This window comes from Actibacterium sp. EMB200-NS6 (assembly GCF_001305615.1).
In the GTDB taxonomy this organism is placed as follows: domain Bacteria; phylum Pseudomonadota; class Alphaproteobacteria; order Rhodobacterales; family Rhodobacteraceae; genus Actibacterium_A; species Actibacterium_A naphthalenivorans.
Genome location: NZ_CP010870.1, coordinates 102,593 through 116,864, shown reverse-complemented (window position 1 = coordinate 116,864; position 14,272 = coordinate 102,593). Strand labels below are relative to the sequence as shown.

The window sequence follows — 14,272 nt, the reverse complement described above, 5'->3', positions numbered from 1 at the left end:
CCTATGTCAGCTTTAACGGCAAGAATGTCGGATTTAAAGGCAAGATATCATATTTAATGGCAAAGCAGCCTCATTGATTTCGTTGACTTTCTTATGCCGCATTTAAGGGCTACGCGACATCGGAGCGCATGAATGGTGGCGAAAATCTCTTCCCGAGAAGTCCTGTGCGCAAGGCGTGACTTCAGAAGGCTGCCGGCGGCGGCTAAGTTGTCGGCGTCGGACAGCAGCGCCCTGCCGGTCGCACGGCCGTGAAGGTTCATTTGCTCCTCGATGGCCTGCCGCAGGTTTTGCACGATATGGAACCGGTCAGTGACTTGCTTCGCCTGCGGCGCCCCTTGCCGGGCAGCCTGGGCGTAGAGACCGCAGCGATCTCTGCTGATCACTTCTACTTCGGGATGTCGCTTCAGCCAGTTGGTGCAAGTGACGACATCTCGATCCTCGAGAACATCGATCACCACGCGACGCTCCAGATCGACAATGATCGTGCCGTAGGTTTGCGACTTCCGCCAGCTCCAGTCGTCGATGCCAATGACTGTCGGCGGCGCGGAGGTGTCTTGAGCACGTTTCTTCAGCTGCCTGAGCACCGTGTCATCGCTGACCCCAAGGCCCAAACGGTGCAAGAGCCGCTCGGCAGGCCGTCCGCCGGTCGCATGCCCCAGATGCCTGACAATCCCTCCGACACGCGAGGTGCGCCGTGCATATGGACGCGCAATAGAGGCGATCTGGTCCGAGAAAGTTCGACGTGGGCAATCGGGCGCCAAACATCGCCAACGGCAAACCGCGAGATCAACCGTAACACCATCTCCATGGGCGGGATAATCCTGCAGTCGCCGGCGCCGCCAGCCGTGACGTCGACGTGAATGTAATCCACAGTCCGGGCAAATGCCGTTTGGTGTCAGATTGCCCAATACAATCCACCCGCCGGAATCATTTCGCTCGACGCTTTCAACCGAAACTTCGCCCCCGGGCGACCAATGGTGCTTCGAAGTCATGACTATCCCTCCTGAATTTTCCAGCTTCAGGATAGTTGCGCCACACAAAGTGAGGCAGAGCCCAATTAAGGGCTACGCGACAGGGGGATATACGACAACATGAAGACGGCGGTCGATGCGATCTTCGTCGGCAAGGATCGCGCCTATAACCGGCGGTTCCAGCAGATGTGCGGCCATTACCTGGTCGACCCTGTTGCCTGCACGCCAGCTTCGGGCTGGGAGAAGGGGCAGGTCGAGAACCAGGTGGGCGTGATCCGGCGGCGCTTCTTCGTGCCGCGCCCGAAGTTCAAATCCTATGCCGAGCTGAACGCCTGGCTGGAAGACCGATGCCTGGCCTATGCCAAGGCGAACAAACATCCGGAGCTGCGGGACAAGACCATCTGGGAGGTGTTCGAAGAAGAGCGTCCGAGCCTGGTGCCATACGTCGGCCCGTTCGATGGATTCCACGCGGTTCCGGCCTCGGTGTCCAAGACTTGCCTCGTGCGGTTCGACAAGAACCGATACTCGGTCGATGCTCGTGCCGTGGGGCGGCCGGTGGAGATCAGGGCCTATGCCGCCCGGCTGGAATGCTGGCAGGATGGGCAAATCGTTGGCCAGCATGAGCGGGCTTTCGGGCGGGACAAAACCATCTTCGACCCCCTGCATTACATCCCCGTCCTAGCCCGCAAACCCGGCGCCCTTCGCAACGGCGCGCCCTTCAAGGAATGGGACTTGCCGCTCCCGATCCGTCGCGTGTGGCGCAAACTGGAACGCCAGCCGGGCGGCGACCGGCAGATGGTCGATATCCTCGCCGCCGTGCTGACCGATGGTCTGGATGCTGTTGATGCCGCCTGCGCCGAGGCTCTGTCGCACAACGTCCATTCGGCGGGTGTCGTGCTGAACATCCTGGCCCGGCACCGCGAGCCGCCACCGCCCCTGACCATCACCACACCGGATGCGCTGAAGCTGGCCTGTGAGCCCATTGCCGACTGCAACCGATATGACAGCCTGAGGAGACAAACAGATGGAACGATCCGACGTAATCGATGCGATGGGGAAGCTGCGGCTCTACGGAATGAGGGCTGCCTATGACGAGGTCCTGACCACCGCCGTCAAACGCCAGCACGAGCCTCAGAAGATCATCGGGGATTTGCTGACAGCCGAGATCAGGGAAAAGCAAGCCCGGTCGGTCAAATACCAGATGACCATTGCCAAGCTGCCGCTCGCGAAAGAGTTGGAAGAGTTCAACTTCGAGGCCGCCGAGGTGAACGAGACGCTGATCCGGGACTTGGCCACGGGCGACTTCCTGGATCATCAACGCAACCTCGTGCTGATCGGCGGAACCGGTACCGGCAAGACCCATCTTGCCGTCAGTATCGCCAGGACGTGCATCCGGGCCGGACGACGGGGACGGTTCTTCAATGTGGTCGATCTGGTCAACAAACTGGACGCTGAAGCCCGCGCAGAACGGCAAGGACGCACCGCAGACCTGATCTCCCGGCTCGACTTCCTGATCCTGGATGAGTTGGGCTATCTGCCCTTCGCCCAGACCGGCGGCCAATTGCTGTTCCATCTGATCAGCAAACTCTACGAGCGCACCTCGATCATCGTCACCACCAACCTGGCCTTCGGAGAGTGGCCCAGCGTCTTCGGGGATGCCAAGATGACAACGGCCCTGCTCGACCGGCTCACCCACCACTGCGAGATCGTCGAGACCGGCAACGAAAGCTGGCGCTTCAAGAACCGCGCATAGCGCCAACCCGAAACCCCGCAGGCCCGCCGCCGCTGCGCTATGTGAGGGCTACGCAGCGCCGGGCCTGCTCACCACCAAGGGGGTCAATATTGGACGCCGATAGGGGGTCAAACTTCAATGCCGATTGACAAATCAGGTTGATGGCCGTTCCACCTTTGAGCGCGAAGACGCTTTCGCCCGCAACATGGGGCAGGACGCGCACCGGGGGGCAACTTGGGCCTCATAGGTTTCACGCGTCATTATCGGCCTCCGGTTTGCTTTCGCCTAGGTGTAGCTAATGGGCATGCCCTGTTCGCCGAGCGCCGTGGTGCCGCCGACATGAAAGTCATGACCCATGATGTGCTGCGTTGAAAGGATGCAGGTCTTGCAGTCGATGCTGTTCGACGTCGGTGTGGCTGGGTGTAGGGGAGTGGACGGCGGAAGACGCCTCGGGTGATGCGGTCCAGCCAGCCGCGTTTCATATAGTCACGAAAACTCTCACAAGCGATGCCTTGCGAGACGAGCCATGCGGCATCGACCAGATACCCGGCGGGCACGGCATCGAGCAGTTTCTTCAGATTCTGTGACCTTGCAGCGTTCATGATGCCTGGAGTGACGGTTTTCGAAGAGGTGCCTACCGGATTCTTTGATAGGCGAGGAGTTTCAGCGTCATGGGTGCTCCAAAGCAGAGATTTCCAAAGACTTTAGAGAGTCGCCTCAAGTATAGGGAGATCCAACGAGGCGGGGTTTCGAGATGGCCGCAGACCTGCGGTGGTTGCCGAAGGTTGATGCGGGCACCTCACGGCGTGCCGCCGGGACCGGGCCTTGGTCCATCGACCACCATTCGATCCTGCTGTACCTCGTTGCGCGGCCGCTCCGCCTCGCTCCACATGCGCCGACCAGACCACCCTTCGAAAACCTCGATCCTGCCCGCGTAGCCATCCGTTGAGCCGTTCATTTTGCAGTCCTATCCTGCCGGGTCTCGACCGCAGTACTCGCACAGGCAGGCTAGGCGCGGCAGGAGCGGGTCGGAGCGGCGCTTACTACGCTGAGGCGCTTGTTCCTTAACCGCGACCATCATCGTCCCGGGTGGGAACTGCGGTGAGAAACGCCTCTGAAGCAGTGGCGGGACCGGCCCGCGACGCGATGCGCGGCATCGCATCCGCTGTAAGTGTTCCCCCCGCAATGCCCTGTCCCGGTTTCATTCCTCCCGCCTCAGCGCAGGTGAATCGTCGTAGACCGACCAGCCGTATTCTCTGCCCGAGGCCGGCAGCTCGGACCTGTCGATGTTGCGGATGATGTAGGTCTTGGCGATGAAATTCGCAGCGATCGGCGCGGTCAGGAAGAGAAACAGCGTGATCAGAAGCTCGTGGAAAGACACGGCCCCCCCGGTCGAGAAAAAATAGAGCATCGAGGCGATGAGCGCACAGCCGATCCCCAGCGTTGTCGCCTTGGTCGGTCCATGCAGCCGCTGCATCGTGTCGCGCAGCTTGACCAGCCCGAAGGAGCCGACAAGCCCGAACACGCCGCCAAGGATGATGAAGGCCGAGATCAGGATTTCCATGATGGCGGGCATGTCGGGGCTCACTCGATGATGTCGCCGCGCAGAACGAAGCGGCAATAGGCGACGGTGGAGACGAAGCCGACCATGGCGACCAACATCGAGGCCTCGAAATAGACTGCCGTGCCCTTCCAGATCCCGTAGAGGACCAGAAGCGCGATCAGGTTGATCACCATGGTATCGAGCGCGAGGATCCGATCGGACACGTCCGGCCCCACGGTGATCCGCCAGAGGCAGAACAAAAGTCCGAGCCCGAAACAGGCGAATGCGAACATGAGGGCGATGGATATCATTCGAATATCTCCTTGAGCGGCCGTTCGTATCGCTGCTTGATCCTGTCCCGTTCGTAGTCCGGGTCGTCGGTATGCAGGCAGTGGACGAGTATGGAGCGGCCGTCCGCGCCCAGCATCGCCGAGACGGTGCCGGGCGTCATCGTGATCGTGCCCGCAAGCACCGTGATCGCCTCGGGCGATGTCAACTCGAGCGGGATGGTGATCCAGCGGGACCGGAAGTCGGTGCTGCGCTTGAACAGGATGATCCAGGCGACCTGCACATTGGCGACAACGATGTCCCACAGCACCAACAGGACGTATCTGACCACGATGAGCGGGCGGCTCAGCTTTGCCCGGTTCGGCCAGTAAGGTGCCGTGATGATCGGCACGACAAGCCCCAGGACTGTGCCCAGCAGCAGATTGCCCAGCGTGACGGTATTGACGAGGCCAAGCCAGACGAAGGCCAGCGTGATGCTGAGAAGCGGATGAGGAATGAGGCGGCGGATCATCTCAGGTCTCTCCCTCTGTTCCAAGCACCGCGGTCACATAGCCGCTCCTGTCGAAGATCTGTGCCGTCGTGCCGTCGAGATATCCGACGAGCGGCCCGGCAAAGGTGGTCAGCATGACCAGTAGGGCGACCGTCGCCATGACGGGCGCCAGTTCCATCGCGCCGGCGGGCCGGTCGGTGCCGGATGGTGCTTCCGGGGCCTCGTCGGTCTCGGCGGTCTCGGGCTCGTCCAGCGGAACGGCCGTGGATTTCCAGAACAGTGCGCTGCCGGCGCGGGCGAAGCCCACGATCGTCATGAGCGAGCCGAACAGCACCGCACTCCAGGCCCAGGCCATGGTGCCGGGTGCGCGCAGCGCATCCAGAACCATCAGTTTCCCGATGAACCCGCTCAGCGGCGGCATCCCGGCCATACCGATCGCCGCAGCGAAGAACAGCGCGGCGAACAGCCCGTTCTGCAAGGTCGCCGGCCGGGCGCCGAGGTGGCCTGCCTCGCGGCGCGCGATCACCAGATCGGCCAGCAGGAACAGGGCCGCCGCCGCGAAGGTGGAATGAACGAGATAGTAGAGCGCTGCCGTCGTCGCGACGGGCGAGAAGGCCGAGATGGCCACCATCAGCGTGCCCATCGACCCCAGCACCGAAAAGGCGATCAGCGCCAGCAGGTTCCGCGCGCCCAGCACCCCGACCGCTCCGATCGCGATCGTGACGATGGCGGCAGGAAGCAGCCATGTCCCAGCCATGCCATCCGTTGCAACGATCCCTGGGCCGAAAACCAGCGTGTGGATGCGCAGGATCGCATAGGCACCGACCTTGGTCATGATCGCGAAAAGTGCCGCGACGGGCGCAGGCGCGTTGGCATAGGCGCCCGGTAACCAGAACTGCACCGGAAACAGGGCTGCCTTCAGCGCGAAGACGATCATCAGCAGCATCGCCGCCACGCGGACCAGCGCGGCTTCGTCCGCCGGCACCTCCTGCAGCCGCAGCGCAAGATCGGCGATGTTGAGCGTGCCGGTGACCGAATAGAGCACGCCAAGGGCAAACAGGAACAGCGTCGATCCGGCCAGGTTGATGACAACGTATTGCAGCCCGGCGCGCATCCGGTCACGCCCGCCGGAATGGACCATCAGCCCGTAGGAGGCGATCAGCAGGATCTCGAAGAACACGAAGAGGTTGAAGATGTCGCCGGTCAGGAAGGCGCCGCAGATCCCCATCAGCTGGAACTGGAAGAGCGCGTGGAAATGCCACCCGCGCGCGTCCCATCCCGTGGCGACCGCATGGACAAGTACCAGTAACGCCAGCACCGTGGTGACAAGGACCATCAGCGCCGACAGCCGGTCGAGCACGAGGACGATGCCGAAGGGTGCGGGCCAGTCGCCGAGATAGTAGACCTGCGGATCGCCTCCTGCCGTCACGAAAAGCCCTATGGCGATGACCAGCAGCGCGACGGTTCCCGCCACGGAGGCGGTCCGCGCGAGCGGGAGGTCATGGCGCATGACGAAGCCGATGACCGGCGCCAGCAGGGCTGGCAGGATGACAGGGGCGATGATCCAGTGGTTCATTCCCGGCCCCCCGCACCATATTCGGCGTTCTCGGCCGCTTCCGCCATGTCGATCCGGTCGTCATCCGATTCCAGATAGGCGCCGAGGGCGACCATCACCAGCACCGCCGTCATCCCGAAAGAGATGACGATCGCGGTCAGCACCAGCGCCTGCGGCAGCGGATCCGTATAATTCGCCTCGCCATAGGGCGACAGGACCGGCGGCATGTCGATCGAAAGCCGGCCTGACGCGAACAGAAAGATATTCACCGCATAGGACAGCAGCGCCAGTCCCAGGATCGTCGAGAACGCTCTGAGGCGTAGGATCAGGTAGATCCCCGCCGCCGTCAGAGCGCCTACGGAACTCGCCACGATGAACTCCATGCTATTCCTGCTCCTTGGTAGTGCGTGTCGTCCGGTCCGCGGAGGGGTCGTAATCCATCGGCTCGCGATTGACGGTTTCGCCCGCATATCGTGCAATGCGCGACAGGCTGTAGAGCATCAGCATCACCGCGCCCAGAACCGCCAGAAACACGCCAAGATCGAATAGCATCGCGGTGGCAAGCTCGAATTCCTCGATCGGGGGGAAGTGGAAATAATCGTAGCCGCTGGTCAGGAATGGTTTGCCGCCCAACCATGCGCCCGCCCCTGTCAGACCGGCGATCACCACGCCCCAGCCGATCATGGCGTGATATTCGATCTTCTGGCGGCTCTGGGTCCAGGCGAAGCCCGACGCCATGTATTGCATGAGCAGCGCGATCGACACGACGAGACCGGCCACGAATCCGCCGCCCGGCTGGTTGTGGCCGCGCAGGAAGATGTAGACCCCCACAAGGATGGCGATCGGCATCATCACGCGAGTGGCGATGACCATCATCAGGGGATGCCGGTCCCGGGAGCGGTCGAGCGAGTAGTCGGTGTTGCGCAGCTTTCGTGCCGCCGGACCGTTCAGCAGCGCCTTCATCACCGCATAGATGATAAGCCCCGCGATACCGAGGACGATGATCTCGCCATAGGTGTCGTAGCCGCGGAAATCGACAAGGATGACGTTCACCACATTCGTGCCGCCCCCACCCTCGTAGGAATTCGCGAGGTGATAATCCGAGATCGTCGGCGTGTCGCGCAACAGGAACATCAGTGCAAGCGCGCCCACGCCCGCCCCGCCGGCGATGGCGATCACGCCGTCCCTGATCCGGCGACCGGCCGAGCTTTCGACGGGCGAAGCCTTGGGCATGTAATGAAGCGCCAGAAGCAGCAGCATGATGGTCACGGTCTCGACCGAGATCTGGGTCAGTGCCAGGTCGGGCGCCGAGAGGTAGACGAAACCGACCGAGATGGTCAGGCCGATCACGCCCATCACGACGAGCGACCGGAACCTGTTGCGATGCATCAGCGCCATGGATCCGGCCGCCACCAGCAGAAGGACCCAGCCGACCAGGACCAACGGCGGCACCGGCAGCATCTCACGCGTCTGAGGCGGCATGCCGCCGCCGCGCCACGCGAGATAGCCAAGCAGCGTGGTGGACCCGACGAAGATCGCAAGGTAGCGCGACATCGCGCCGTCATGGGTCCGCTGCGTGACCCACCGCGACAGGCCGACCGCCCCGCCGACCAGACCGTCGAAGATCGCCTTGGCCTCGGGCCTGGGTGCGGCGATCCAGGCCCGGTCCAGTGGACGGTGGGCCGCTAGCAGCGCCGCGCCGGCCAGAACCGCGATGACCGACATGTAGAGCGCTGGTGTGATCCCGTGCCAGATCTTGAGATGGAACTCTGGCAACGTGCCCCCGGTCACCGCACCCGCGGCCACGCGCACCAGCGGTTCCGCGACGTGCGGCAGGATACCTATCAGGACGACTAGGCCGACCAGCAGGGCCGGGGCGATCCACAGACCGAAGGGCGGGTCGTGGGGCTTGTGGGGATAGTCCTCGCGCACCCGGCCGAAAAAGACATGCACGATGAAGCGGAAGGAATAGGCGACCGACAGAAGCGCGCCCAGCGTGGCGAGCACGGGCAGCGCCCAGGGGCTGCCCGCCCAGTCGGTATGTGAGGCCTCCTCCAGCATCATTTCCTTCGACAGAAAGCCGTTCAGCAGCGGTATCCCCGCCATCGACAGCGCCGCGATCGTGCCGAGGACGAAGGTGACCGGCATCAGCGTTCGCAATCCGCCAAGCCGCTTGATATCGCGGGTATGCGCCTCGTGGTCGATGATGCCGGCCGTCATGAAGAGCGCGGCCTTGAAGGTCAGGTGATTGATGATGTGAAACACCGCCACCACCGCCGCCATCGGTGTGCCGAAGCCCAGCAGCATCGTCAGCAGGCCCAGATGGCTGACCGTCGAGAAGGCCAGCAGCGCCTTGAGATCGTCCTTGAACAGCGCGATCAGCGCGCCCAGCACCATCGTCACCAGCCCGGTGGTCGTCACGATGTAGAACCACGCCTCGGTGCCCGCCAGGACGGGCCACATGCGCGCCATCAGGAAGACGCCCGCCTTCACCATGGTCGCGGAATGCAGATAGGCCGAGACCGGCGTCGGCGCGGCCATCGCATGCGGCAGCCAGAAGTGGAACGGGAACTGGGCCGATTTGGTGAACGCGCCCAGCAGGATCAGGATCAGCGCCGGCATGTACCAGTCCGACGCGCGGATCGCCTCGCCCGCCCCCAGGATGTCCGTCAGCTTGTAGCTGCCCACGATCTCGCCCAGGATCAGCATGCCGCCGATCATCGCAAGCCCGCCCGCGGCGGTCACCGCCAGTGCCATCCGCGCGCCCTGCCGGCCCTCGGGCAGATGTTTCCAGTAGCCGATCAGCAGGAAGGAGGACAGGCTGGTGAGTTCCCAGAAAATCAGCAGAAGCAGGATGTTGTCGGACAGCACGATCCCCAGCATCGCCCCTTGGAACAGCAGCAGATAGGTGTAGAATTGCCCCATCGGGTCATCGCCCGAAAGATAGAACCGGGCGTAAAGCGTGATCAGCAAGCCGACGCCAAGGATCATCGCCGCGAACAGCAGACCGAGACCATCGAGAAAGAACGCGACCGACAGGCCGAGCTGCGGCAGCCAGGACAGTTCCACCGTGATGATCTGCCCGGCCATCACGGAGGGCGCGAGCAGCAGCAGCATGATCAGGGACAATACCGTCGGAAGCGCGGTGAAGATCGCGCAGGCGTTCCGGCCGGCGCGGATCATCATCCCCGGCAGCAATGCCCCGATGAACGGCAGCAATGCGATGATGATGAGCGAAGGGTCGTTCACGACGACAGCGGCTTCCTGTCCGTTCACGGCATCGCCTTCAGGTGAAATATGCCACCTGAACCCCTAACGGATCGGCGCGCTGGTCGGCGCTTGGAGTCTCGGTTCCTAGGAGAAGCAAGTGAAACTGTAGTCATCTGACGTCGGTTCCGCGTGTAATCAGAAAGTTAACCGGGGGATTTCGCACGAGATCGGCAGTGAAGGCGCCGGGCCCTGCAAAGGAGGTGATGCGGGTCGTTACATGAACAGCCATCAGATCAGAAACATGGTCCCTGACGGCGCGGTGTAGACTTGCTCGCGGGTTGCGCCGCATCGGTGGACAGGAACTGGCGTAATTCAAGCACTCGCTGCACCTGCTGATCTGGTTGGTTGATGGCACGTTTCTGCCATTAGACCACGGCTGGCTGTATGCCGCCAAGGGCAGAATGACCGCGCGGCCCGATTTGACCCAATTTTCCCGGCGCTCACATAACTCCGCCGGAAAATTTCCAGCGGATCCGAAATGTAGCCGGCCAAACCGCAATCCGGCCCGCGGCAGGCAAATGCCCGGTCCCAAGTTTGCGCAAGGCAATTGCGAGTCCGTTTTGCCTAGGCTCAGGACTTCGGTAACGGGTCTCTCTTAGTCAAGAGATTTCGGCCAAGCGATTTGGCCCCGCCGACGGGCTATTCCTGCTCAGTCGATCCGCTCGACGTCTCGCGGCTCGTTCGTGAGATCCTTGGGGAACATGCTTCGGTCCGTGGTCAGCCGCGAGGGCTGCCGACATGATGCTGGTTCGATGCAGTTCCGGCGTGTCCATCTCATTGGCGTGCTCAGCGTGGCTGGCGACTGTCCAGACCCCGACATCACCGGAACCGCGTCCCTACGGGACCTCGTGAGCCTACAATCAGGCAGGCGAAGCGGTCAGGCTCAATTGGTCGGCGCAACCTCCATCCTGAAGGTCGATCCGTCGATCCACATGCGATGCAACACGACAGCAATACGGCGAGCCAGGGCAACCATCGCGCGTTTCCGTCCGCGGCGTTTGGCAACATGGGATGCCCATGTTCGTAGTGCGTTGCCACGCCCGCGATTCAGCATGACCGTAGCAGCCTGACACAGGGCACGCCTTAGGTTCACATCCCCGGCTTTGGTGATGCCGCCTGATACATCCCGCTCTCCAGACTGACTGCGAGAGGGCGTTAGACCAACCCAAGGACCGACATTCTTCGAAGAACGGAAGCGCGACGGGTCATCGACGGCGGATCGGAAGGTAAGTGCGACGACGGCTCCAACGCCCGGCATGGTCATCAAGCGCAGACAAACGGGGTCTTCGGCAGCCTTCTGTCGGACCAGCTTCTCCAGCCCTGCCAGCTCCTGGCGCAAGGCCGCGCGAACCCGCAGCATGGGTGCGGCCGCGGCTTCAAGCATCGTGTTCCCTTCGACCAGCTCCCAGATCCGCGCCTCGAACCTGCCGCGCGAGATGGCGCCCACCTTGAGCCCGAAGTTCCTAAGCAGCCCGCGCAGGGACATCTCCAAGGCGATCATGTTCCCCTGGATGGCCTTGCGCGCCGCCAAAACCGCGCGCACCTCCTGAGCAGAGACCGACTTGCAGTGGACCGGCCGGAACCAGCCGAGGTGCAACAGGCGCGCGATCCCTTCCGCATCGCGCCTGTCGGTCTTGATGGGCATGGCCTTGAGTGCGCCCTTCACCTGCCGCGTTTCCATCAGGACGGCAGGCAGGCCGATCTCCTTCATCGCACGGTGCAGCCATTGCGACAGCGGACCAGCTTCGAGACCGACCGCTTCTACGGTTCCTTCGAGACCCTCGAGCAAGCTGATCAGCGGCTCCGGCTCGCTGATCACCTCCACCTCTTCTATGATCTTTCCATGCTCCGTGAGCACGCAGACCGCAGTTTTCGCCAGCGATACGTCCAGCCCGACAAACAGCTTCATCCCGTCAACCTCCATAAAATCTGATACGGGAATGGCAGCTGCAAGTGCGATATCCGGCAAGCGGCAACGGTCGTGAAGCGTCCGGCCCGTTACGGCATCTCATAACCAGAACATCACAGTTGCGGCGAGAGCGACGGCGGAGAGGAAGACCTTCGGGCATCTGTCGTAGCGGGTCGCCACGCGTCGCCAGTCCTTGAGCCTGCCGAACATGATCTCGATCCGGTTGCGGCGTTTGTAGCGACGCTTGTCGTATTTGATGGGGCTCCTGCGCGCCTTGCGGCCAGGAATACAGGCCCTGATCCCCTTGTCCTGCAAGGCTTCGCGGAACCAATCGGCATCATAGCCTCGGTCAGCAAGTAGCCACTGCGCAGCTGGCAGGCCGCCCAGAAGGGCTGCCGCGCCAGTGTAATCACTAACCTGACCGGCAGACATGAAGAACCTGATCGGGCGTCCCTTCGTGTCGGTCACCGCGTGGAGCTTGGTGTTCATCCCACCCTTGGTGCGACCAATCAGACGCCCGCATCCCCCTTTTTACTCCGCAGGCTTGAGGCCGTGCGGTGTGCTTTCAGGTAGGTCGCATCGATCATGATAGTCGTCGGCTCCACCGCTTCGGCCGCCAGCCCCTCGAATATTCGGGCGAACACCCCCATCTCGCTCCAACGCTTCCAGCGGTTGTAGAGCGTCTTGGCTGGACCGTATTCCTTCGGTGCATCGCTCCAGCGTAACCCATTGCGGTTGACGAAGATTATCCCGCTCAGAACACGACGATCATCGACCCGTGGGCGGCCATGGCTCTTCGGAAAAAACGGCTCGAGCCGCGCCATCTGCTCGTCGCTCAGCCAGAAAAGATTGCTCACCACACCCTCCTATAGTTGGAGAGCGTGAATCACGCCGCCAGTGGCGCCGCAAGCCGATTAATGGGTCCTGAGCCTAGGAGGTTCAGTGGCTGGCCCAAGCGCCGATACGGGATCTGCACCTGGATCCGTGCCTGACGCCGGCATAGCGTCGAATAGTCGGGCACAGGCCAGTCGAGACCGGCCATCTCGATCAAGCTCGCAACGAGGCCGACGGTCTGCCGAAGCGGCAGGCCGAACAGGACTTTCAGCGTGAGACAGGTCTGAATGGCGCTGTCGGAGAAGGTCTCGGGATGGCCACGCTTGCCGCTTCGGCCTGCCTTCCAGGGCATTGCCGGATCGAACCAGATGGCCAGCGATCCTCGCCGTTTCAGGGCGGCGTTATAGTCGGACCAGTTCGTCGTGCGGTAGCGGGTGTTGGCAGGCTTGGGCATGCCATCGATCTAACCATCAGGATTCCCGAGATGAATCCCTCTCACCGATATGTGCAACAAGCCCGTTCAACGGTATCCTGCGTGGCCGCGAAGCAGACCCGCTCCCTGCATGGATTGACGCCGCGATCGAAACCGATCTGGCGCCTATCGTGCGCTTTGCCCGCACATTGAATCGGGACTTCGATGCTGTCAAAAACGCCATCGAGATGCCTTGGAGCAACGGCCAAGCAGAAGGTCAGATCAATCGTCTGAAGACCCTCAAACGCGCCATGTATGGCCGAGCCGGTCCAGAATTGTTGCGCGCGAGAATGCTACCGTTCCGCCACACAGATTGAGGCAGAGCCCAATTAAGGGCTACGCGACAGGTGCTTTGCCGCAGATCCCGATCTACGTGGACAGCCCGCTTGCCACAAAAGCAACGCGGGTCTTCGCCAAGCATCACAAAGAGTTGGAGGAAGGCGCGGTGTTGATGCGTGGCTTGAAGTCACGACACCTGCATTTCACCGAGACGCGTGAACAAAGCATCGCACTTGACCGAGTACAGGGATTTCACATCGTCATCGCCGCGTCGGGCATGTGCGACGCGGGGCGCATCCGGCACCGGCTGAAGAACTGGCTCTGGCGCGACGAGGGCACCGTTCTGTTCACCGGCTTTCAGGCGGTGGGCACACTGGGGCGCATCTTGCAAGACGGCGCGAAGTCGGTGCGCATCCAAGGCGAGGAATTCGCGGTGCGTGCGAGGATCCGGTCGTTGGATCTCTACTCCGGCCACGCCGACGGCACCGAATTGCGCGACTGGATCAAGGAACGGCTACCGATCCGGCACCAGCTTTTTCTGGTCCATGGTGAAGAAGCCGCCATGCAGGGACTCGCGGCGCGGCTCGCCGGGATCGTCGATGCCCAAAATGTCCTGCGACCGGAACTGGATGAGGGTTTCGTCCTGACCGCAACCGGCGCACAACACCTTGCCACTCCTAAGCTACCCCGGCTTCCTGGTGAACAGGTCGCGCGCCTCGATTGGCACAACGACGCGTCGCGCCTGTTCCTGGACATCAACGACGCCCTCCTTTCCAGCCTGGATGAAAAGGCAAGGCGCGTGCTTATCCGCCGGCTCCAGAAGGCGCTTCGAAACGGGGAGGAAGTGCCGACGAGACCGCAATAGTCTGTTTCGGGTTTCACCCTTGACTGCCGCAGTCGGAACGGCTGCACGACCGTTGCGCCACGCT

The 14,272-nt window shown here is 62.4% G+C and carries 12 protein-coding genes and 5 pseudogenes; 4 read left to right on the top strand and 13 right to left on the bottom strand.

The genetic code is table 11. From position 1 onward, the window contains the following. Positions 1-119: 119 nt before the first annotated feature. Positions 120-914, bottom strand: a pseudogene (locus TQ29_RS20470) (ISL3 family transposase); the annotation flags it as partial. 147 nt (positions 915-1,061) lie between these two features. Between TQ29_RS20470 and TQ29_RS18225 the strand changes: the two are divergent. After that, positions 1,062-2,063, top strand: a pseudogene (locus TQ29_RS18225) (IS21 family transposase); the annotation flags it as partial. Next, positions 1,996-2,724, top strand: a complete 729-nt coding sequence (gene istB / locus TQ29_RS18220; RefSeq protein ID WP_054540581.1) for an IS21-like element helper ATPase IstB — start codon at positions 1,996-1,998, stop codon at positions 2,722-2,724. The pseudogene TQ29_RS18225 and the gene istB, both read left to right, overlap by 68 nt. A 133-nt stretch (positions 2,725-2,857) precedes the next feature. Here the strand turns inward: istB and TQ29_RS21200 are convergent. The 12 genes and pseudogenes from TQ29_RS21200 to TQ29_RS18170 form a co-directional block, all read right to left on the bottom strand. Beyond that, positions 2,858-2,964 (bottom strand): annotated as a pseudogene (locus TQ29_RS21200) (nucleotidyl transferase AbiEii/AbiGii toxin family protein); the annotation flags it as partial. Next, a complete protein-coding gene (locus TQ29_RS20465; RefSeq protein WP_235974557.1) occupies positions 2,964-3,305 on the bottom strand; it encodes an AbiEi antitoxin N-terminal domain-containing protein in 342 nt (113 codons plus the stop codon). The pseudogene TQ29_RS21200 and the gene TQ29_RS20465, both read right to left, overlap by 1 nt. A gap of 197 nt (positions 3,306-3,502) precedes the next feature. Beyond that, positions 3,503-3,661 (bottom strand): hypothetical protein, encoded by a 159-nt coding sequence (locus tag TQ29_RS20825; protein ID WP_157445670.1) that lies wholly within the window; start codon positions 3,659-3,661, stop codon positions 3,503-3,505. A 243-nt stretch (positions 3,662-3,904) separates the two neighbouring features. After that, entirely contained in the window at positions 3,905-4,279 is a 375-nt protein-coding gene (locus TQ29_RS18215; RefSeq protein ID WP_054540580.1) for a Na+/H+ antiporter subunit G, read from the bottom strand. 8 nt (positions 4,280-4,287) lie between these two features. Next, positions 4,288-4,557: a K+/H+ antiporter subunit F gene (locus tag TQ29_RS18210; protein ID WP_054540579.1), complete on the bottom strand. Its 270-nt coding sequence runs from the start codon at positions 4,555-4,557 to the stop codon at positions 4,288-4,290. Continuing rightward, positions 4,554-5,045 carry a Na+/H+ antiporter subunit E gene (locus TQ29_RS18205; protein WP_054540578.1) on the bottom strand — a complete coding sequence of 164 codons (492 nt, stop codon included), beginning with the start codon at positions 5,043-5,045 and terminating at the stop codon, positions 4,554-4,556. The genes TQ29_RS18210 and TQ29_RS18205 overlap by 4 nt, the downstream gene beginning before the upstream one ends. Position 5,046: 1 nt before the next feature. Continuing rightward, complete coding sequence (locus TQ29_RS18200) at positions 5,047-6,600, bottom strand: monovalent cation/H+ antiporter subunit D (RefSeq protein WP_054540577.1); 1,554 nt, start codon at positions 6,598-6,600, stop codon at positions 5,047-5,049. Then, positions 6,597-6,962 carry a Na+/H+ antiporter subunit C gene (locus tag TQ29_RS18195; protein WP_054540576.1) on the bottom strand — a complete coding sequence of 122 codons (366 nt, stop codon included), beginning with the start codon at positions 6,960-6,962 and terminating at the stop codon, positions 6,597-6,599. The genes TQ29_RS18200 and TQ29_RS18195 overlap by 4 nt, the downstream gene beginning before the upstream one ends. Before the next feature lies 1 nt (position 6,963). Beyond that, positions 6,964-9,855 carry a monovalent cation/H+ antiporter subunit A gene (locus TQ29_RS18190; protein WP_255353473.1) on the bottom strand — a complete coding sequence of 964 codons (2,892 nt, stop codon included), beginning with the start codon at positions 9,853-9,855 and terminating at the stop codon, positions 6,964-6,966. An 877-nt stretch (positions 9,856-10,732) separates the two neighbouring features. After that, a complete protein-coding gene (locus TQ29_RS18185) occupies positions 10,733-11,758 on the bottom strand; it encodes an IS110 family transposase (protein WP_054540619.1) in 1,026 nt (341 codons plus the stop codon). Between the two features lie 99 nt (positions 11,759-11,857). Next, a protein-coding gene (locus TQ29_RS20460; RefSeq protein WP_157445669.1) for an IS5 family transposase occupies positions 11,858-12,615 on the bottom strand; the annotation gives its coding sequence in 2 pieces (ribosomal slippage) (positions 11,858-12,279 and positions 12,279-12,615; 759 coding nt in all). A gap of 74 nt (positions 12,616-12,689) precedes the next feature. Next, a pseudogene (locus TQ29_RS18170) lies at positions 12,690-13,046 on the bottom strand (transposase); the annotation flags it as partial. Between the two features lie 65 nt (positions 13,047-13,111). On the opposite strand from TQ29_RS18170, the pseudogene TQ29_RS20455 reads away from it, so the two are divergent. Beyond that, a pseudogene (locus TQ29_RS20455) lies at positions 13,112-13,381 on the top strand (transposase); the annotation flags it as partial. A gap of 35 nt (positions 13,382-13,416) precedes the next feature. Continuing rightward, on the top strand, positions 13,417-14,208 hold the full coding sequence (locus TQ29_RS18165; protein ID WP_173585986.1) for an MBL fold metallo-hydrolase: 792 nt from the start codon (positions 13,417-13,419) through the stop codon (positions 14,206-14,208). The last annotated feature ends 64 nt before the right edge of the window (positions 14,209-14,272 follow it).